The sequence below is a fragment of the Mesorhizobium sp. Root695 genome, assembly GCF_001428185.1.
GTDB lineage: Bacteria > Pseudomonadota > Alphaproteobacteria > Rhizobiales > Rhizobiaceae > Mesorhizobium.
In genome coordinates this window covers 147,345-167,390 of the sequence record NZ_LMHO01000012.1, presented here as the reverse complement: position 1 = coordinate 167,390, position 20,046 = coordinate 147,345, and the positions used below count along the sequence as shown (strand labels likewise).

The 20,046-nt window shown below is 64.0% G+C and carries 21 protein-coding genes; 5 read left to right on the top strand and 16 right to left on the bottom strand.

Annotated elements, in window-relative coordinates; all coding sequences use genetic code 11:
* Positions 1-11: 11 nt before the first annotated feature.
* The 8 genes from ASD99_RS13875 to ASD99_RS13840 form a co-directional block, all read right to left on the bottom strand.
* Positions 12-812 carry an ABC transporter permease gene (locus tag ASD99_RS13875; RefSeq protein ID WP_057143980.1) on the bottom strand — a complete coding sequence of 267 codons (801 nt, stop codon included), beginning with the start codon at positions 810-812 and terminating at the stop codon, positions 12-14.
* A complete protein-coding gene (locus tag ASD99_RS13870; RefSeq protein WP_056581591.1) occupies positions 809-1,681 on the bottom strand; it encodes an ABC transporter permease in 873 nt (290 codons plus the stop codon). The genes ASD99_RS13875 and ASD99_RS13870 overlap by 4 nt, the downstream gene beginning before the upstream one ends.
* Positions 1,678-2,781, bottom strand: coding sequence for an ABC transporter ATP-binding protein (locus ASD99_RS13865; RefSeq protein WP_057143979.1), 1,104 nt, complete (start codon positions 2,779-2,781; stop codon positions 1,678-1,680). The genes ASD99_RS13870 and ASD99_RS13865 overlap by 4 nt, the downstream gene beginning before the upstream one ends.
* Positions 2,782-2,857: 76 nt before the next feature.
* Positions 2,858-3,883, bottom strand: a complete 1,026-nt coding sequence (locus tag ASD99_RS13860; protein WP_057143978.1) for an ABC transporter substrate-binding protein — start codon at positions 3,881-3,883, stop codon at positions 2,858-2,860.
* 52 nt (positions 3,884-3,935) lie between these two features.
* Positions 3,936-4,934 carry an AraD1 family protein gene (gene araD1 / locus ASD99_RS13855; protein ID WP_057143977.1) on the bottom strand — a complete coding sequence of 333 codons (999 nt, stop codon included), beginning with the start codon at positions 4,932-4,934 and terminating at the stop codon, positions 3,936-3,938.
* A 32-nt stretch (positions 4,935-4,966) separates the two neighbouring features.
* Positions 4,967-5,743, bottom strand: a complete 777-nt coding sequence (locus ASD99_RS13850; RefSeq protein WP_057143976.1) for an SDR family NAD(P)-dependent oxidoreductase — start codon at positions 5,741-5,743, stop codon at positions 4,967-4,969.
* 11 nt (positions 5,744-5,754) lie between these two features.
* The gene (locus ASD99_RS13845; protein ID WP_057143975.1) at positions 5,755-7,482 is read right to left on the bottom strand and encodes an IlvD/Edd family dehydratase; all 1,728 of its coding nucleotides are present in this window, start codon (positions 7,480-7,482) and stop codon (positions 5,755-5,757) included.
* Complete coding sequence (locus tag ASD99_RS13840) at positions 7,479-8,237, bottom strand: FadR/GntR family transcriptional regulator (RefSeq protein WP_244497733.1); 759 nt, start codon at positions 8,235-8,237, stop codon at positions 7,479-7,481. Before ASD99_RS13840 ends, ASD99_RS13845 begins: the two co-directional genes overlap by 4 nt.
* Before the next feature lie 94 nt (positions 8,238-8,331).
* On the opposite strand from ASD99_RS13840, the gene ASD99_RS13835 reads away from it, so the two are divergent.
* A complete protein-coding gene (locus tag ASD99_RS13835) occupies positions 8,332-9,261 on the top strand; it encodes an aldose 1-epimerase (RefSeq protein ID WP_057143973.1) in 930 nt (309 codons plus the stop codon).
* 33 nt (positions 9,262-9,294) lie between these two features.
* Here ASD99_RS13835 and ASD99_RS13830 read toward each other — a convergent pair whose 3' ends face one another.
* The 8 genes from ASD99_RS13830 to pcaQ all read right to left on the bottom strand — a co-directional run bounded on the left by ASD99_RS13830 (position 9,295) and on the right by pcaQ (position 17,366).
* On the bottom strand, positions 9,295-10,740 hold the full coding sequence (locus ASD99_RS13830; protein WP_057143972.1) for an aldehyde dehydrogenase: 1,446 nt from the start codon (positions 10,738-10,740) through the stop codon (positions 9,295-9,297).
* 33 nt (positions 10,741-10,773) lie between these two features.
* Positions 10,774-11,559, bottom strand: coding sequence for a coniferyl-alcohol dehydrogenase (locus ASD99_RS13825; RefSeq protein WP_057144113.1), 786 nt, complete (start codon positions 11,557-11,559; stop codon positions 10,774-10,776).
* Positions 11,560-11,561: 2 nt separating this feature from the next.
* Positions 11,562-12,623, bottom strand: a complete 1,062-nt coding sequence (locus ASD99_RS13820) for a branched-chain amino acid ABC transporter permease (RefSeq protein ID WP_057143971.1) — start codon at positions 12,621-12,623, stop codon at positions 11,562-11,564.
* Positions 12,620-13,516: a branched-chain amino acid ABC transporter permease gene (locus ASD99_RS13815; RefSeq protein WP_056581564.1), complete on the bottom strand. Its 897-nt coding sequence runs from the start codon at positions 13,514-13,516 to the stop codon at positions 12,620-12,622. The genes ASD99_RS13820 and ASD99_RS13815 overlap by 4 nt, the downstream gene beginning before the upstream one ends.
* Entirely contained in the window at positions 13,513-14,241 is a 729-nt protein-coding gene (locus ASD99_RS13810; protein ID WP_057143970.1) for an ABC transporter ATP-binding protein, read from the bottom strand. Before ASD99_RS13810 ends, ASD99_RS13815 begins: the two co-directional genes overlap by 4 nt.
* On the bottom strand, positions 14,238-14,981 hold the full coding sequence (locus ASD99_RS13805; RefSeq protein ID WP_057143969.1) for an ABC transporter ATP-binding protein: 744 nt from the start codon (positions 14,979-14,981) through the stop codon (positions 14,238-14,240). The genes ASD99_RS13810 and ASD99_RS13805 overlap by 4 nt, the downstream gene beginning before the upstream one ends.
* A gap of 21 nt (positions 14,982-15,002) precedes the next feature.
* Positions 15,003-16,319, bottom strand: a complete 1,317-nt coding sequence (locus ASD99_RS13800; RefSeq protein WP_056581555.1) for an ABC transporter substrate-binding protein — start codon at positions 16,317-16,319, stop codon at positions 15,003-15,005.
* Between the two features lie 129 nt (positions 16,320-16,448).
* On the bottom strand, positions 16,449-17,366 hold the full coding sequence (pcaQ, locus tag ASD99_RS13795) for a pca operon transcription factor PcaQ (RefSeq protein ID WP_056581551.1): 918 nt from the start codon (positions 17,364-17,366) through the stop codon (positions 16,449-16,451).
* Between the two features lie 93 nt (positions 17,367-17,459).
* On the opposite strand from pcaQ, the gene pcaD reads away from it, so the two are divergent.
* The 4 genes from pcaD to pcaG are packed head-to-tail and all read left to right on the top strand — an operon-like array spanning position 17,460 to position 20,028.
* Complete coding sequence (pcaD, locus tag ASD99_RS13790; RefSeq protein ID WP_057144112.1) at positions 17,460-18,269, top strand: 3-oxoadipate enol-lactonase; 810 nt, start codon at positions 17,460-17,462, stop codon at positions 18,267-18,269.
* Positions 18,262-18,669: a 4-carboxymuconolactone decarboxylase gene (pcaC, locus tag ASD99_RS13785; RefSeq protein ID WP_056581543.1), complete on the top strand. Its 408-nt coding sequence runs from the start codon at positions 18,262-18,264 to the stop codon at positions 18,667-18,669. The genes pcaD and pcaC overlap by 8 nt, the downstream gene beginning before the upstream one ends.
* Entirely contained in the window at positions 18,659-19,414 is a 756-nt protein-coding gene (gene pcaH / locus ASD99_RS13780; protein WP_057143968.1) for a protocatechuate 3,4-dioxygenase subunit beta, read from the top strand. The genes pcaC and pcaH overlap by 11 nt, the downstream gene beginning before the upstream one ends.
* Positions 19,414-20,028 carry a protocatechuate 3,4-dioxygenase subunit alpha gene (pcaG, locus tag ASD99_RS13775; RefSeq protein WP_057143967.1) on the top strand — a complete coding sequence of 205 codons (615 nt, stop codon included), beginning with the start codon at positions 19,414-19,416 and terminating at the stop codon, positions 20,026-20,028. Before pcaH ends, pcaG begins: the two co-directional genes overlap by 1 nt.
* Positions 20,029-20,046: the final 18 nt, after the last annotated feature.

Here is a 20,046-nt window from a genome sequence, read left to right as displayed (position 1 = left end):
TGCCCGGCAACTCAAGTCCGTTCCGTCGCGACTTGCCTGGGGATGAGAAAACGGGCGGCGAGCACGCAGAGCAGCACGGTGAACATCAGGATCAGCGCCACTAGCGCATTGATGTCGGGTGAGAAACCAAGCCGCATCATCGCCCACAGCCTGACCGGCAGCGTGCTTTGCGTGCCGGTGACCAGGATGGTGATCATGGTCTCGTCGAACGACAGGGCGAAGGCCAGGATGGCGCCGCCGACGATGGCGCTCGACAGGTTTGGCAGGATAATGCGCCAGAACGTCTGCCAGCCCGTGGCACCGAGATCGTAGGACGCTTCGATCAGCGTGCGGCTCATCGACTGCAGCCGCATCAGCACCGTGCGGTAGACGATGGCCAGCACGAAAACCGTATGGCCGATGACGACCGTCAAAAGCGAACGTTCGAGGCCGATTTCGCGGAAGAAGATCAGCAGCGCCAGACCGCTGATGATCGGCGGCATCAGGAACGGCAGGAAGATGATGAACTGCAGCAGCGACCGCCCGGAGCGGCGACTGTGATAGTAGAGCGCCAGCAGCGTTCCGCTGACAACCGACAGGATGACGGTGCTGACACCGACGATCAGCGTGGTGCGCAAGGCAACCAATATGTCGTGATTTTCGGCCAGCGCGACATAGGTCGAAAGGGTCGGAGACGACCAGTCGACATTGCCATGCGAAATGGTGAAGAACGACGACACGATCGGTACGAACAGCGGGCTGTAGAGCAGCAGCGCAACCAGTGTCGTGATCGCGGCCAGAAAGATGGTGGACAGCCGGGGCAGGGCGCTCATACCGAAATCCCCCGATTGCGCCCGAAGCGTTCGCCGATGAGGATCGCCGCGATCACCACGACTGCCAGCGCCACCGACAGCGCTGCGCCGAACGGCCAGTTGTAGGCCGTGCCGAACTGGCTGTAGAGGATGCGGCCGAAGGTGAAGCCGCTGATCCCGCCGACCATTTGCGGCGTCAGGAAATCGCCGATCGCCAGCACGAAGACGAAGCTCGCCGCAGAAGCGACGCCGGGCAGGCTGAGCGGCAAGGTGATGCGCAGGAAGGTCTGCAAGCCGCTTGCTCCGAGATCGTCGGACGCCCGCAGCAGCACCTGCGGAATCCGCTCCAGCGACAGGAAGATCGGCAGGATGGCGAAAGGGATCAAGAGCAGCGTCAGCGTCAGCAGGATGGCGTTCATGTTGAACACGAAAAGCGTCGACGGCTCCTGCAGGATGCCGAGCGCCACCAGCGCCTTGTTGAGGAAGCCGTTGAGGCCGAGGATGCTGCGGATCGCATAGATCTTGATGACGTAGCTCATCAGCAGGGGAACCAGCAGCAACATCAGCAAGGCATAACGCCACCGCCCTTTCAGCGTCGTCAGGAAATAGGCGGCGGGATAGGCAAGCAGGATGCAGATGATGGCCACCGAGACGCACAGCACGATGGTATTCCAGAACACCGGGAGAAAGATCGGATCGGTGAAGAACCTGATATAGTTGCCCAGGGACAAGCCGTAGACGATCGTGCCCTGGTCGACGCTGAAGAAACTGTAGCCGAGGAAGATCGCCAGCGGCACCAGGACGAAGATCACCGGCAACGCAAACGCCAGCACTGTCACCAGCAGCGACAGCCGTCTTTCGGCAGGCAGTGTCGAGCCGGTTTCGCTCATGCCAGCACCAGATGGCCTTCATGCGGCGCAAACGAGAGCGATACAGCCTCGCCGGATTTGAGCGCGCTGCCGTCGACCCGGCTCGGCACGCGCAGCCGCAAGCGTTGCGCGGCATTGTCGGCGCCAGCCGTGATGGTGACGACGGTCGACGAGCCAGCAAAGGCCATGTCGGAGATCGTGCCGGAAAAACGGTTGTCGGTGTCCTTTGCATCCGCAAGATGCAACGCTTCTGGACGGAACGCAGCGTAGGCGCCGGCGCCTTCCGCTGCGACCTTCAAATGCGGCTGGTCGCTGATCGAACAAATCAGGTGCCCGAGCGGTGTCTCGATCGACCTCAGCTCGCCCCGGACGGCGCCAAGTTTTCCGGCCACCAGATTGTTCTCGCCGAAGAAGCGCGCGACGAACTCGCAATTCGGCTTGTAGTAAAGGTCGTGCGGCGTGCCGAGCTGGCGGATATGGCCGGCCTCCATCACGCAGATCCGATCGGCCATGCCGATGGCTTCTTCCTGGTCATGGGTGACGAACAGGAAGGTGGTCTTGATTTCGCGCTGGATGGATTTCAGGAACTCCTGCATCTGCCGGCGCAGTTCGAGGTCGAGTGCGGCGAGCGGCTCATCGAGCAGGATCAGGCGCGGCTGGCAGATCAGCGCACGGGCGAGCGCGACGCGCTGGCGCTGGCCGCCGGAGAGCTGCGCCGGAAAGCGGTCGGCGAAACGCCCGAGTTGGACCAGGTCGAGGGCCTCCGCGACACGGCGCGCAATCTCCTTGCGCTGGATATGGCGAACCGAAAGCCCGTAGCCGACATTACCGGAAACGGTCAGGTGCGGAAACAGCGCATAGTCCTGGAACACGGTGTTGAACGGCCGTCGGTTGATCGGCATTCGGCTGATGTCTTGCCCGTCAAGCCGGATCTCGCCTGACGTCAGCGGCTCCAGTCCGCCGATCAGCCGTAGCACCGTGGTCTTGCCGGAGCCCGAAGGCCCGAGCACGGTGAGGAACTCACCGTCCCGGATCGACAGGTCGATGTCGTGCAGCACGGGGACCGTGCCGTAGGATTTCGAGACGGACCGCAGCGTCAGCAGGTCGGTGTTTTGGTTCATGAGATACTCTCGCATACGCTTCGGCGGTCCGGAACCTCCGGACCGCCGGGTCCTTCGAAGGCACAGTGCGGAAATATCAGGGCGTCGCCTTGACCTCGTTCCACATGTCCGAACGCTTGAGCGGGTCCTCGACATTGTTGAGCCAGACCAGCTTGTCGTTGCCGCCGGCGCTGCCGGTTTCCGTCACCGTGTTGCCGAAGCCGGTGCGCTCGGAAAGCTCGCCGCCGACCTTCTTGCTCAGCATGAAGTCGATCCATTTCTCGGCCGCCGCATTGTCGCGGACACCCTTGGAAATGACCCAGTTGTCGAGCCAGGCAAGCGCGCCCTCGCTTGGATTGACGTAGGCGACATGGGCGCCGATCTTCTGCAGTGCCTTGACCTGCTGCTGGCCATAATTGGCCCAGATCAGGGCCACATCATTGTTCTGGTAGATCTGCTGCGCCTCGTCGGCGGTGGTGTAGAAGCTCAGCACGTTGCGCTTGAGTTCGACCAGCTTGGCCTTGACCGCCGCCATCTGCTCTTCGCTGAGGTTGAACGGATCCTTGTAGCCGAGCGTCAGTGCGGTGAACGAGAAATTGTGCTCGCCATTGTCGTATGCCAGCACCTTGCCCTTGTAGGCCGGGTCCCACAGAACCGACATCGAGGTCGGCGCCGGCTTGACCTTGTCGGTGTCGTAGATCAGGCCGATGGAGTCGAAGCAGAACGGAATGCCGTAGACCTTGCCATCCTTGGTGACGCCGCTCACCGCCGTCAGATCGCGGAAGCGCGGCAGCACTTCTTTCTGGTTGGCGAGCTTCGTGACGTCGATCGGCGACACCAGATCGGCCTTGATATAGCGCTGCAGCTGGGCGGTGTTGACGGCGAAGACGTCGAAGTCCTGGCCTTCGCTGCCCTTGATCTTGGCCCAGATCTCGTCATCGCTGCCGATGAAGACGACATCGACGCCGATGCCGGTTGCAGCGGTGAAGTCCTTGACCCAGTCGGCATCGGCGTAGCCGTCCCAGGCCAGAACCCGCAGGTTCGCGGCGAGCGCCGCCGATGTCATCAGGCCGATGCCAAGCCCGATCGTTGCCATTCTTAGAAACAGTTTTTTCAGTCCCATTTTCAATCTCCCATTATCATTCTGGTGGACCGCACTTTCCGGACTTTCGCCGTCACAGCTGGGTGACAGCGACCAGTCCCTCGTCCGGCACCGACACCATCCGGTTGCGCAGTGGCTTGCCGAATGTCTGTGCCTGGATTTCATATTCGTCGCCGGAAGCCGTCTTGACGCCGGAGGCGTAGCTCATCACCGCGGCGCCGAAGAAATAGGCATGCAGGTCGCCCGCCCTGCGGTGCATCGGGTAGCGGAAATGGAAATGTTCGAGATTGGCGATCGAGTGCGACATGTGCGCTTCGCCCGACAGGAACTCCTGCTCCCAGATAACAGCACCGTCGCGCAGGATGCGCGAATGGCCGCGCACTTCGTCGGGCAGGTCGCCGATCAGCAGCTCCGGCCCGATCGAGCAGCAGCGCAGCTTGGAATGGGCGAGATAGAGGTAGTTCTCCGCCTCCGTCACATGGTCGGAATATTCGTTTCCGAGCGCATAGCCGATGCGGTAGGGACGGCCGTCCGGCCCATTGACATAGAGGCCGACGATCTCGGCTTCTTCGGCGCCGGCGCGCGCGAAAGCGGGCATCTGCAGCGGCGCACCGGGCGGTACGACACAGGTGCCGACACCCTTGAAGAACCATTCGGGCTGGATTCCGATCTGCCCGGGGGCGGGCTTGCCGCCTTCCAGGCCCATGCGGAAGATCTTCAGCGAGTCGGACTCCTCGGCGTCTTCGCCATGGGTCAGCACATGCATCTTGTCGCGTGCGGCGGCACTGCCGGTATGGGTCAGGCCCGTGCCAGTGACGAGGAAGCGCGCCGGTTCCGGGTGGTCGACCGGGGCCAGCACACGGCCATCGCGCAACAGTTGGTCGTAGTCGATCGTCGCTGTGCCGGTCCGCTTCTCGACCAGCGCTGCGATCGACGCGCTCTGGGCGATCGCCGCTTCGGCCAACTCCAGCACGGTGCTGGTCTTTTCGAGCGGGTGCAGATGATTGCCGTCATCCGAGACACGGCCAACCCGTCTCTTGCCGTCGGCCATTTTGAACTGAACAAGACGCATGAACTAACCTTCTTTCTTTGAAGCCGTACGGGTCACACCCAGCCCGCATCAACGATGAACTGCTGGCTCGTGCACATGCGGCTGTCGTCGGCGGCGAGGAACAGCGCCATGCGCGCGATATCGGAGGGTTGCAGCCGGTCGGGCAGGCACTGCCTTTCCGCGATCTGGCGTTCGCCGGCCGGGTTCAGCCAAAGGCGCATCTGGCGCTCTGTCATCACCCAGCCCGGCACCATGCAGTTAACGCGGATGCGTTCGGGGCCAAGCTCGCGGGCCAGCGCCCGCGTCATGCCGTAAACAGCGGCTTTCGCGGTGACATAGGCTGGGCAATCCGCATCGCCGACCATCCAGGTGATGGAGCCGAAATTGATGATCGAGCCGCCGCCCAGCGTGCTCATCTGCGGACGCACCGCCTGCGCCGCGAAGAACTGGTGGCGCAGATTGACCGCCATGCGGTCGTCCCAGTAGGCAACCGTCACGTCCTTGGTCTGGTGGCGGTCGTCATTGCCGGCGTTGTTGCACAGCGCCTGGATAGGGCCATTGTGCTGCATCGCCTGGACGGTTGCCGCCTGCAACTCTTCGACGTTGCGCAGGTCGCAGGGAATGAACAGCGGTGCGGCATGTCCCTCGGCCGCAATCGCATCGGCCAGACGCCGTGAAGGCTCCTCGGCCATGTCGACGAAGGCGACGCGGCTGCCTTGCGCGCAGAAATGGCGCACCAGGCTTTCGCCGATGCCACTGCCGCCGCCGGTTATGAAGACGCTGCGGCCCTTGAGACTTGGATAGATCGCGTAGCCGATTTCATCCGTCATCGCGCCCCTCTCTAGTGCGAATGCCGAGGAATGCCGGCATCGCGCCGGCCGACGAGAAAGTCGAAATCGCAGCCCTTGTCAGCCTGCAGAACGCGCTCGACATAAAGGCTCTGATAGCCGCCTTCCGGCGGCGCCGGCGGCTTCCAGTCACGCCGGCGGATTGCGAGCTCTTCATCCGATACCAAAAGCTCCAGCCGGCGGCCGGCGACGTCGAGCTCGATAAGATCGCCGTCGCGCACCAGCGCCAGGGCGCCACCCGCGGCGGCTTCCGGCGCCACATGCAGCACCACGGTGCCGTAGGCGGTGCCGCTCATGCGCGCGTCCGAAATGCGAACCATGTCGGAGACGCCTTGCTTCAGCAGTTTGGCCGGCAGCGGCATGTTGCCGACCTCGGCCATTCCGGGATAACCGCGGGGCCCGCAGTTCTTGAGCACCATCACCGAGGAGGCGTCGATGTCCAACTCCGGATCGTCGATGCGGGTGTAGTAGTGCTCGATGTTCTCGAACACCACCGCCTTGCCGCGATGCTGCATCAGTTCGGGCGTTGCCGCCGACGGTTTGATGACCGCCCCGTCAGGCGCCAGATTGCCGCGCAGGATCGAGATGCCGCCCTCCTTGGTCAGCGGCTGGCTCAGCGGCCGGATCACCTCGCTGTTGTAGTTGGGCGCGCCGTCGATCAATTCACCGATGGTCTTGGCGCTGACGGTCATGGCGTCGCGATGAAGAAGCCCCACTTCATCAAGCGACGCCATGACCGCAGCTAGCCCCCCGGCGTAGTAGAAATCTTCCATCAGGAACCGGCCCGACGGCATCAAATCGACAATCGTTGGAACGTCACGGCCAAGGCGGTCCCAGTCGTCGAGGCTGAGATCGACACCGACCCGGTTGGCGATGGCGATCAGATGCAGCACCGCGTTGGTCGAGCCGCCGATCGCGCCGTTTACGCGAATGGCGTTCTCGAACGCTTGCCTGGTGAGGATCTGCGCGATCGTAACGTCCCTGCGGACCAGATCGACGATCTGGCGTCCGGCCATCTGGGCGAGCACGCCACGGCGCGAATCCACCGCCGGGATCGCGGCATTGTCCGGCATGCCGATGCCCAGCGCCTCGACCATGCTGGCCATGGTCGAAGCCGTCCCCATCGTCATGCAGCTGCCGGCCGATCGACTCTGGCCCTGCTCGGCGGCGAGGAAGTCGGCGACCGGCATCCGGCCGGCCTTCACTTCTTCGGCGAATTTCCAGACATGCGTGCCCGAGCCGATATCCTGTCCGCGGAACTTGCCGTTGAGCATTGGCCCGCCGGAAACCGCGATGGTCGGCAGGTTGCACGACGCAGCGCCCATCAAGAGTGCAGGCGTGGTCTTGTCGCAACCGACCAGCAGGATGACGCCGTCGATAGGATTGCCGCGGATGGACTCTTCGACATCCATGCTGGCCAGATTGCGAAACAGCATGGCGGTGGGGCGCATGTTGCTCTCGCCCAGTGACATCACAGGGAATTCGAGCGGCAAGCCGCCGGCTTCATAGACGCCGCGTTTGACGTGATCGGCGAGCGCGCGCAGGTGGGCATTGCACGGGGTCAATTCGGACCAGGTGTTGCAGATGCCGATCACCGGGCGGCCGTCGAAAGCGTCGGCGGGAATGCCCTGATTCTTCATCCAGCTGCGGTGCATGAAGGCGTTCTTGCCTTCACCGCCGAACCACGCCTGGGAACGCAGCTTGCGTTTCTTGTCCGTCACGATGCCTCTTCCCGATCCTGGCGACGCTTGTTGCGGTTCTCGACGCTGCGGCGCACGTCTTCCTCGGCATTGTCGATGAGCACCAGCAATGCCTTTTGCGCGCCGATCGCGTCGCCGGCGGCAATCTTCTCGGCCACTTCCCGATGCAGCGGCAAAGAATGGCGCTGCCCGTCCGGATTGTCGTTGGAGAGGCGAAAGCTCATCACCAACGCGGTTTCGACCAGTGCCGCCAGTGAGCCGATCAGCTCGTTGCCGGTCATGCGCAGAATGGTCTGATGGAACAAAAGGTCTGGCTTGGCGAAGCGGTCGCCATCGTCGACAACCGCTTCCATTTCGGCCAGCGCGGCATTGATCTCGGCAATCTGCGTCGGTGTGGCGCGCTGGGCCGCGAGGGCGGCCGACATCGGTTCGATGGCGCGCCGCAGCTCGAACAGCGCCCGGACATCCTCGGCGCTAACGCCGCTGGCGTAGCGCCATGACAGGACGTCCGGATCGAGGAAATTCCAGTCGGAGCGGGGACGCACCCTTGTGCCGGTCTTCGGCCGCGATTCGACTAGCCCTTTGCCGGCCAGAACCTTGATCGCCTCGCGCAGAACCGTGCGGCTGACCCCCAGCATCTCGCTGGAATCGTCGGCATTGGGCAGTGCCTCGCCGGGCAGGAAATCGCCTTGCACGATGCGCAATCCGATCTGCTCGACAACAGTCGCATGCAACGCCGTAGAGCCGCTGGAGACCGCCACTGCAACCCTTGACATGCGCGCAGCGCTGAAAGATTTCTTATTCTTCATACTATTCATATGATATGTCTTATAGGCGTTGCGGGTGGAGTCAAGGGATGGGGGAGTGCCGATGACAAAGAATTCCGCTGCCGTTGCCGGGCAGCACCAAGCGCTGATCTCGATCAGCGATCGCATTGCGACAGTTGAAATTGCTCCGGCCGCCGGCGGCGCGCTGGCATCGTATCGCTGGCGGCAAAACGGATCCGTCATGGACTGGCTGCGCCCTGCGGATCAGGCGGCGATCGACAGCCGCGATGCCGGCGCCATGGCCTGCTTCCCGCTGGTTCCCTATTCCAATCGCATAAGGGGCGGGCGGTTCGAATTCGCGGGCCGCGCCGTCGAGCTGCCGACCAGCTCCGACGATCCTCATCACGAGCATGGCCATGGCTGGCGTCGGCCATGGACAGTCGTGCGGCACGAAGCCAGCACCACCGTCCTATCCTATCGCCATGCCGCCGATTCCTGGCCGTGGAACTATGAAGCAAGGCAAGCGATCTCGCTTGTCGATGGCGGGCTGGTCATTGCCATCTCGCTGCGCAACCTGTCGGATGCGCCGATGCCGGCAGGCTTCGGCCTCCATCCCTATTTCCCGTCGACGCCGTGGACACATATCCAGGCGCGGGTGTCCGGCATGTGGGAGACCGACGCGGAAATCCTTCCCACCCGGCACGTCCTGCCGCTCGCTGGCTCCAACCCGACCACGGGCTTCGACGTGTCGGAGACGGACTTCGACACGGTCTTCACCGGATGGGCGCGCCGCGCCCGGATCTCCTGGCCGGAGCATGGGCGGCAGCTGGACATCGAGGCCGAGGCGCCGCTCGATTTCCTCGTGCTCTACACACCGCCCGGCGAGCCGTTCTTTTGCGCCGAGCCGGTCAGCAACATCACCGATGCCTTCAACCGCAAAGGTGACGCTGGCATCGACACCGGCTGCATCATACTGGCGCCTGGGCAAACGCGGTCCGCAAGCGTTCGCTTCACGCCTTCCCAGGCGGTCTGATCGCCCATGCCGAGCCGCCCAAGCGAGGCCGGGTCAGAACGGATAATGTTGGCCCGGATCCTCGATCGTCACCCAGCGCAAATCGGTGAACTCGGCGATCGAGGCCTTGCCGCCGAAGCGGCGATAGCCTGAGCCCTTGACGCCGCCGAACGGCATCTGCGCCTCGTCGCCGACGGTCGGGCCGTTGATGTGGCAGATGCCGGCTTCGATGCGTGCGGCGACGGCAAACGCGCGCTTGATGTCGCGGCTGAAAACGGCTGACGACAGGCCATACTCGGTGTCGTTGGCGACACGCACGGCCTCATCCTCGCCCTTCACCCGGATCAGCGGCTTGACCGGTCCGAAGGATTCTTCGGCGTAGACGCGCATCGCCGGCGTGACATGGTCGAGCAATGTCGCCTCCACCACGGTGCCTGTGCGCTTGCCGCCTGCCACCAATTTGGCGCCCTTGGCGACAGCGTCGGCGACGAGCTCCTCCATCTTGTCGGCCGCTTGGCTGCTGATCAGCGATCCGAGCACGACATGGCCGCGCGGATCGCCGGCCGGCAGTTGCGAGGCGCGGGCGGCCAGCTTGGAAACGAACTCGTCGGCGACCTTGTCATCGACGATCAGGCGCTCGGTCGACATGCAGATCTGACCCTGATGCATGAAGGCGCCGAACGTGGCCGCGTTGACCGCCGCGTCGATGTCGGCATCGTCCAGCACCAGCAGCGGCGCCTTGCCGCCGAGTTCGAGCAGCGCCGGCTTCAGATGCCGCCCAGCGAGTTCGGCGATGATCCTGCCGACCTTGGTCGAGCCGGTGAAGTTGACACGCTTGACCGAGGGATGCGCGACCAGCGCCTCGACAATGCCGGCGGCATCCTTGGGATCGTTGGTGACGACATTGATGACGCCCTTGGGCAACCCTGCCTCGACCAGCACCTGGCCGATCAGCCGGTGCGTACCGGGGCACATTTCGGAGGCTTTCAGCACCACCGTGTTGCCGCAGGCGATCGCCATCGCCACGGCGCGGGTGCCAAGAATGACCGGCGCGTTCCACGGCGCGATGCCGAGGCAGACGCCGGCCGGCTGGCGGATCGCCATGGCCAGCGTGCCCGGCTTGTCCGAAGGGATGATCTCGCCGGAAATCTGCGTCGTCATCGCCGCCGCCTCGCGCAGCATGTTGGCCGCCAGCATGACGTTGAAGCCAGCCCAGGGGCCGGTCGCACCGGTCTCTTCCATCATCAGCTTGGTGAATTCGCCGACCTTGGACGCCATCACGTCAGCAGCCTTTGACAGCAAGGCGCGGCGCTCGCCAGGCCCGGTCTTCGACCATGCTGGGAAGGCGGCCGTTGCAGCTTCGACCGCGGCATTGGCGTCGGCGATGCTGGCCGCGGCGGCGCGTGTCGCCAGTTTGCCGGTGAACGGATCCATGCGGTCGTAGGAGGCCGAGCCGGACGCATCCCTTTTGTCGCCGTCGATCAGAAGTCCGATATCCATTGTAGTCTCCATCGCTCCGATTAGGCTTCCTGGTTAGAAGCCGAGCACTTCGGCATTGATCGACGCCTCGAGGCCGCCGTCGACCGGCACGTTGGCGCCGTTGATCCAGCGCGCCCCATCCGAGCACAGGAACAGCACGACAGGGGCGATATCGCCCGATGTGCCGGCGCGCCCAACCCTGGCGATGTCGCTGTCGACACGGGCGTCGCCGAGCACGGTGCGGAACTGTTTCAGGATCGGCGTCTCGACCGGTCCGGGGCTCACCGCATTGACGCGGATGCCACGCCGTCTGAACAGATCATTATGCGCCGCGCGGAAGGTCCACAACAGCAGCAGTTCCTTCGAGACGGGATAGCCTTCCTCGTTCTGGACAGCATGGTCTTCGACCACCTTGGCGACATCGGGAAACCCCTTGATGCCGACCATCGTGGCGGCGCGGTTGAGATTGGCGCGCCAGCCGTATCCGGCAATCGACGCAACGTTGACGATCGCGCCGCCTTCACGAAGTCTTGGCGCCAGGCCTTCCGACAGAGCCCGCAGCCCGAAGAAATTGACAGCCAGCGTCGACGCCGCGCCGGTGTTGCCGGAGAGGCCGGCGACGTTGCAGAGCGCGTCGAGGCGCTGCGGCAGGCGAGCGATCAACTCGTCGACACCGGCCTTCGACGAGATATCGGCCTTGACGAAGCTGCCGACCGGAGCAGTCGGCTCACGCACATCGACACCGATCACGTCGGCGCCAACCTGGCCGGCAAGTTCCGCCGTGCGCGCGCCGATGCCGGAGGCGACACCGGTGATGAGGATCGTCTTGCCGAAAAGCATGGTCATGCCTTCTCCCGATATGGTGTGGCTTGCGGTGGCGAAGGCATTGCATCGCCATCGGCGGCGGCTGGGAACCTGACGCGGTAACCGACCGGCAGCAGGCGAAGCCCAAAACGCTCCTCGATCGTCCCCCACAGGCCGCGCGGCAGGAAAAGCGAGAACAGCACGGCGGTGGCGCCGAGCCCGACCAGGTACCAGACGCCGGTGCCGCCGAACCACGTCTCGATGAGGAAGAACACCAGCGCGCCCAGAATGGCGCCCTCGAACGTGCCGATGCCGCCGACCAACACCATGAAGATCATGTAGGCGGTCCACTGGACATTGAAATAGGTCTTCGGCTGAAAGGTGATCGAGGTCGCCAGCCACAGCGCCCCGGCAATGCCGATACCGAAGGCGGCAAGCACGAACAGCAGCCGCTTGGTGCCGGTGACGCGCACGCCGACCGACGCGGCGGCATCCTCATTGTCGCGGATCGCCCGGATCGCAGCACCGGTGCTGCCGCGCAGCAGGCCAAACAGGATGGCGAGCAGGGCGGTCATCGACGCCAGCGCGAGCCAGTAGATCGCTGCCCGCCTGGCGCCCGCGTCATAGACATTGAGCGAGATCAGCGATGTGCCGGTTTCGCCCTGCACCAACCGGTCGAGATTGACCAGAAGATGCGTCAGCGCCGCGATCACCCACATGCCGATGGCGAACTCGCCATTCCTCAGCCGCAGCATGAACAGCGAGAGCGGCCAGGAGACGGCGCCGACAATAATTCCGGAGGTGAACAGTGCGAGGAACGGGTTGATGCCGGCATCGGCCAGCCGGATGGCGAAATAGGCGCCGAGCCCGAAGAACACCTGTTGGCCGACCGAGACCAGGCCGCCGAAGCCGGCCAGCGCGTTCCACATCGCCGCCAGGATCACATAGATGAACAAAGCCGTGATCCGGTCGACCGCGCCGGCCGACAGGAAGTGCGGGGCAACTGCAAGCAGCGCGATGATGACAGCCACCGCAATCGCGGCGATGCGCGACGTCGCCGTGCCGCGCTCGATGACTGGCGAGGTCGAGACGGCGCTCATGTTGGCTTCCTCGTGGGCAAGCGCTGCAGGCCGCGCAGGCCGAGGCCCGAAGTGGAGAGCCGAATGAACAACACGATCAGGAATGCGACATGGCCGCCGATCAGAAAACCTTGCGGATGCACCTGCGCGCCGAGTGTCTGCGCAAGCGCCAGCACGATGCCGCCGATCAGCGTTCCCCACAGCGACCCGGCGCCACCGATGACTGCCGCCTCGAAGGCGAACAGCAGTTGCGGTGCGCCGGCATAGGGATCGAAGGTGGAGCGCATGCCGAGGAATGCGCCGGCAAGGCCGACCGTGACCATGGCGATGGAAGCGGCGATGGCATTGGCGCGGCGCGCGTCGACCCCGACCAGGCCGGCTGTATCCGGGTCCTCCGAGGTGGCGCGGATTGAGCGTCCGAGCCTTGTGTGGGTCAGGAACAATTGCAGCCCACCCAACAGGATGACGGCACTGGCGAACATGATCACGGCGAGCTTGCCGACATAGATGCTGCCCGGCCATTCCCAGGAATCATAGGACAGGCTGCCGATATAGGGCGCCAGCGAACGCGTATCGGCGCCGAACTGCTCGAAAAGCAGGTTGTCGATGACGATGGCGAGGCCGAACGTCGTCAGGATCGGCAGCAGGGCTCCGCCGCGCGCGCTGCGTTCAAGCAGGAAGCGCTGCAGCACCCAGCCGATCGCCGCCATCAGCGGCAGCACGATGAGCAGGCCGACAAAGGGTGAGATGTGGAACCGCGCGGCGAGCCACCACAGGGCAAAGGCGGCGAACACGGCAAGGCTGCCATGGGCGAGGTTGATGATGCGCATCACCGAAAACATGAAGGACAGGCCGCAGGCGATCAGCGCGTAGTAGCCGCCGAGAAGGATGCCCTGGATGATCTGGTTGCTCATGCGGGAACGCTCCCGGGGCTTTTCCGGTGCAGCCCGAAATAGGCCTTCGTCACATCCTCGCGCGAAACTGCCTTGCTCGGCCCTTCGAGCGCGACACGCCCTTCGAGCATGCAGATAACCCTGTCGGAAACCGCGAGGGCGCGGTTGAGGTCCTGTTCGACGAGGATGATGGTCGTGCCTGAAGCGATCAGCCCTTGCAGTGCGGCATAGACACGGTCGACGATCAGCGGCGACAGGCCGAGCGAGACTTCGTCGAGCAAAAGCACGTCGGGATTGCTCATCAGCGCGCGGCCGATCGCCGTCGCCTGCTGCTCGCCGCCTGACAGATGGCCCGTCTTGGCATGGCGGCGCGGCTTCAGATTGGGGAACATCTCCAGCACCTTGTCGACGCTCCAGTCGCCCGGCCGGCCGGCGGTCTTGCCAAGCAGAAGGTTCTCCTCGACCGTCATCTGCACGAACAGTTTTCGTCCCTCCGGCACCAGTGCAATGCCCATGCCGACACGCTTGTGCGATGGCACATTGCTGAGATCGGCACCGCTGAGCAGCGCGCGGCCGGCCGCCGGCTGATGCGCGCCGGCGATTGCCCTCAGCAGCGTCGTCTTGCCTGCGCCGTTGGCGCCGACCAGTGCCAGCGTTTCTCCGCGTTCGATCGTAAAGCTCACACCACGTACCGCTTGCAGCAAGCCATGCCGCACAACCAGGTTCTCGACCGAAAGCAGGCTCATTTCGGGCCTCCGCCGAGATAGGCTCGCACGACCTCGGGGTCGGCCATCACCGTTTGCGGATCGCCATCGGCGATGATCTTGCCGGCGTCCATGCAGATCAGCCGCTCGGCCACCTGCAGGAGAATATGGACGATGTGCTCGATCCAGACGATGCCGATCTTGCGCCGGCGCAATTCCTTGATCGTGTCTACGAGTTCGCCGGCTTCACCGTCGGTCAACCCGCCGCCGATCTCGTCCAGCAAAAGCAGCGTTGGTCTTGCGGCAAGCGCGCGCGCCAGTTCCAGACGCTTGCGGTCGAGCAGGCCGAGCGTTTCGGCGCGCCGGTTGGCAACGCCGAGCATGCCGCACAGTTTCAAGGAGCCGAGTGCTTCCTCATAGGCCTCGTCGCGGCCAAGGCCGGCGCCATGCGAAGCGGCGACGAAGACATTCTCGAAGGCGGTCATGCCGCTGAACGGTTTCGGCACCTGGTGCGTGCGCACCAGGCCGAGCCGGCAGCGCTGCATCGCCGATAGCGGCGTCACCTCGCCACCCTTGAAGCTGACCGTACCCGAGCTTGGTGGAAAGGCGCCGGCCAGCACGCTGAGCAGCGTGGTCTTGCCGGCGCCGTTCGGGCCGACGATGCCGACAGCCTCATTGGCAGCCATGCTGAAATCGACGGCATCCAGCACCACAAGCGCGCCGAAGCGCTTGCAGATACCGGCGGCAGCGAGGATCGCCTGTTGCTGCGGATGGGTCACCAGGCGATCCTCGTCAGCGGTCCATCAGCCGTTGTAAGGCAGAAGCTTGGCTTCGACGGGCACTTTCGGATCGGTGGCGTTCTCGGTCACGACGTAATCGAGCGGGAATTTGCTGCCTTCCTTGGCGGCGACCCACTGCGTGCCGATAATCGGGCCGGGCGACACATTGGCCACCGGCCCGCTGGTGAAGTCGACCTTGCCGACCATCGTCTCGGTTTTCAGTGTGCTAAGCGCCTTGGCCACGGCGGCCTTGTCCTTGGCGTTCGTGCTTGCCTTCAGCGCCTCGAAGCCGGCGTCGAGCAGCGACATCGAAGCACCGAGCTGCTGCGTCCACTGCTTGCCGCTCGCCGCCTCGTAGCCATCGGCCAGCTCGATGCCCGAAACACCGGTCAGCGGCGACTTGTAGGGGAAGGCCTTGTGCCAGTAGGCGGCGCTCGAAATCTTCATGCCGAGATCGCCGAGTGCCTCGATGTCGGACGGGAAGAGGCCAGTCTTGGCGACCTGGCAGATCTTGATCTGCTTGATCAGCCCCTGCTGCGCCGCCTGCCGCCAGAACGCCGCGAAATCCGGCGGGATCGGGAACGAGTTGAAGATCTCGACGCCTTCCTGCTTGAACAGGGCGATCTGCGAGGAATAGTCGGTGGTGCCGGTTTCATAGGCGCCGGGATCGACAATGGTGAAACCTTGCTTGGCCAGCAGCGGCGCCAGGTGGGCGCGGATGGCATTGCCGTCGGCGTCGTTCGGATACATGACGCCGACCTTCTTGTTGGTCTCGATCAGGTTCCATTGCGAGATATAGGCCTTGAAGAACTCGCCGACGCCGAAGCCGAAATGATAGGTCCATTTGAACGGCGAGGGCGCATCGGGCTTGGCGCCCCGGCCGAAATACCAGGCCTCCCACGGCATGACCGTCGACAGGCACGGCACGCCGGCAGCCTCGCAGGCGTCGGCCACCGGATTGATCACCTCCGGCGTCGATACCGCCAGCATCAGGTCGATGGCCTGGTTGTTGATCAGGTCCTTGGCCAGCTGGCCCGCGCGGGAGGGATCCGATTGCGTATCCTGATCGAGTATCTCCACGCTGTATTTCTTGCCGCCGATCTCAATGCCGCCGGCCAGCGCCTTGCGGGCGAGATCGAGCACATAGCCGTCGGTTTGGCCGAAGCCGGCGAGCGGCCCGGTGCGCGGGCTGACGAAGCCAACCTTGAGCGTGTCGCCGGCCTGGGCAAGGGCGCCGCGGCCGCCAAGCGTGAGCGCCGCGCCGCCAGCGATCGAGGTGGCGATGAACTGGCGCCGCGAAATGCCTGGAATACTGGATTTGCTGCCTGGTGCGTGAGTCATGCGTTCCTCCCTCTGTGCTCCTCAGTCGCCACAGTGCACCAGCGGTTTGGTTCGGTAAAATGATATTTTGCGGTGTTTCGTTAACCCCTGGGTTAGGAAACTCGGGACGGACAGCGGCCATCTCTAGCCCTAGCTGCCCCGCCTTGCCGCTTCGCGGACGGTCTGCAGCAGGATGGAGAAGGCCGGCGAGGGCGCGGCATCGGTCCGCATCGTCAGGCCGACCGGTCCCTTGGTTTCCTCGGTGTTGACCGGCAAGGCAACGAAGGCGCCGCTGCCCAGCTCGTTGGCGACGACGCCGGCCGAAATGATCCAGACGGCATTGCTTTGCCGCAGGAAGGCGCGGCCGAAGGAGTCCGAGACGGTTTCGATCTCGGTTGCCGGCGCCGTCATGCCGTTGGTGATGAACAGGCGGTCGACGAAGGGGCGGATGACCGATTCCCGCGTCGGCATCAGCATCGGGAATTCGTCGAGCCGTGCGAACACATCCTGTTCCGGATCGAGCAGCGGATGTCCCGCCCGCACCACGAACAGCACCGGTTCGGAGTAGAGGTGCTCGAAGAAGAAGCCGGTCATGTTTTCCGGCGCCGCCAACCGTCCGACGACGAGATCGAGCGCGCCGGTGCGCAACTGTTCGAGCAGCACCGCATTCTCGCCGGTGACGATCTTGATCGCCGCACCGGTACCCTCCTTGAGGAACAGGCTCATGGCAAGCGGCATCACCCGAGCCGACACCGTCGGCAGCGCGCCGATGCGGATCGGGTGCCGGTTGACCGCTCCGTCCTGGCGGACGGAATCGACGCCTTGCTTGAGTGCCGTGATCGCCGTGCCGGCATGGCGAAGGAAGATTTCACCGATGCGCGTCAGTCGGATGCCGCGGCCGTCGCGCTCGACCACCGCCACCCCCAGCGCCTCTTCCAGTTCCCGCAATGTCTTGGTGACCGCCGGCGGGCTGACATGCAGCAAGTCAGCCGCTCGCGCCACGCTTCCTTGTCGCGCAACTTCCAAGAATGCCTGCAGGTGGCGGAACCGGATGCGGCTCTCGGACATGGATTTGATAACCCCTGAGTTAAGGAAATGGCGTAAAATATCATTTTACCGAACCAAACGCCTTGTGCAATGTGGGGACGGAGGACCGAAATCGTGCCATTCGTAACCATAGGCGGCATCACGCTGCATCATCGCCACATCACAGCGGCCGGCAATGCGCGCCCAATCATATTCATCAATTCACTCGGCACCGACTTTCGGATCTGGGACGAAATTGTCTCGGCGCTTGATGGTGAAATGCCGCTTCTGGTCTATGACAAGCGCGGTCACGGGCTATCCGATATCGGCGACATCAGGTCAATCGACGATCATGTCGATGACCTCTTAGGCCTCATCGATCATTTCGGGTTGAGCAAGGTGGTGCTGTGCGGTCTGTCGGTCGGAGGTCTGATCGCACAAGGCTGCTATCGCAGGCGCCCAGAAATTGTCGAAGGCCTGATCCTGTGCGACACGGCCCACAAGATCGGCACGACAGAGAGCTGGAACACACGCATCGCGACGGTCGAAAGCAAGGGCATCCAGGCCATTGCGGATGGCGTGCTCAAAGTGTGGTTCACCCCCGCCTTCCACGCGGCGCGTCTGGCCGAGCTCGACGGCTATCGGAACATGATGACGAGGCAAGCGCTTGCAGGTTACATTGGGACTTGCGCGGCCGTTCGCGATGCGGATTTCACCGATGCTGCACGTCACATCGCGGTGCCAACGCTTTGCGTCGCCGGCGACCAGGATGGCTCGACGCCTCCCGATCTCGTCCGCTCGCTGGCCGAGCTGATCCCCGGCGCTCACTTCGAGATCATTCCCGATGCAGGGCACATTCCTTGCGTCGAACAGCCTGAAGCACTGATCGCGCTGATCCGCAGTTTTATCGCATCGCTTGCCCCTGGAGCAGAAACCCATGGATGAAGTCCCCGGCAACGCAGCCAGATATCGCACCGGCCTCGCGGTGCGGCGCTCGGTGCTCGGCGACCGCCATGTCGACCGGGCCGAGGTCGCCGCGACCGATTTCGACCAGCCTTTCCAGGAGCTGATCACCGAGGCGGCCTGGGGAACCGTGTGGGCACGGCCGGGCTTCACCAAGCGTGAGCGTTCGATCGTCACGCTGGCGCTGCTGGCCGCACTCGGCCATGATGAGGAGGTTGCCATGCATGTGCGCGCCACCGTCAACACCGGTGCTTCGCGCGACGATATCTGCGAGGCGTTCCTGCATGTCGCCATCTATGCCGGCGTGCCGGCCGCCAACCGCGCCTTCAAGATCGCCAAGGACGTATTTTCGGAAATGGACGGAAGCCAGAATGCCCGCTAAGTCCGGCTCGAACCGGAGACCCGAGACCGGCGCCTTCTTCCAGCGCGACCGGACCTGGCATCCGCCGGCGCTGACGCCGAACTACAAGACCTCCGTGCTGCGTTCGCCGCAGAAGGCGCCGCTGTCGTTCGACAACACGCTGTCGGAGATTGCAGGCCCGGTCTTCGGTCACGCCATGCTGGGCGAGCTCGACGCCGACCTGATCCACAATTTCGCCAGACCCGGCGAGAGCGCCATTGGCGAGCGCATCATCGTCTATGGGCGGGTGCTCGACGAACGCGGCGTTGGCGTGCCCGGCGCGCTGCTCGAATTCTGGCAAGCCAATGCCGGCGGCCGCTACCGCCACAAGAAGGACGGCTATCTGGCGCCGCTCGACCCGAATTTTGGCGGCTGTGGCCGCGCTATATCAGGCGAGGGCGGCGGCTATGCCTTTCGCACCGTCAAGCCCGGTCCCTATCCCTGGCCGAACGGGCCGAACGACTGGCGGCCATCGCACATCCATTTCTCGGTCTTCGGACACGGCTTCGCGCAGCGGCTGATCACGCAGATGTATTTCGAGGGTGACCCGCTGATCTGGCAATGCCCGATCGTGCGCGGCATCCCCGACAAGGCAGCCATCGAAACGCTCATCGCCACGCTCGACATGCAGGTGACAATCCCCTTCGACGCGCGCGCCTACAAGTTCGACGTCGTGCTGCGCGGCCGGTGTTCGTCGCTGTTCGAAAACAGGCTGGAGGGCAATTGATGGCCCAGTCGCTCGACCGGCTCAGGGAGAGCCCCTCGCAGACCGCCGGACCCTACGTCCATATTGGGCTGACGCCCAATTTCTGCGGCATCGGTGGCGTCTATCCGACCGACCTTGGCACCACGATGGTCAACGACAAGACCAAGGGCGAGCGCATCGGCCTGCGCATCCGGGTGCTTGACGGCACCGGTACGCCGCTCAAGGACGCGTTGATCGAGATCTGGCAAGCGGATGCGGATGGGCTCTACAACTCGCCGGCAGAACTGCGCGGTGCCGCCGATCCGAACTTTCTCGGCTGGGGCCGTTGCCCGACCGACATGGACACGGGCCTGTGCACGTTCGAGACGATCAAGCCGGGCCGCGTGCCTTCGAGCGATGGCCGCCTGATGGCGCCGCACATCACGCTCTGGATCGTCGCCCGCGGCATCAATCTCGGCCTGCACACACGGCTGTATTTTTCCGATGAGGAAAAGGCCAATGCCGGGGATGCGATCCTGGCGCGCATAGAGCACCGCGTTCGCGTGCCGACGCTGATCGCCGAGCGCCAGGGCGACACCTACGTCTTCGACATCCATCTCCAGGGGGAGAAGGAAACGGTCTTCTTCGACAGCTGATGGTCAGGAGGAGCAGGA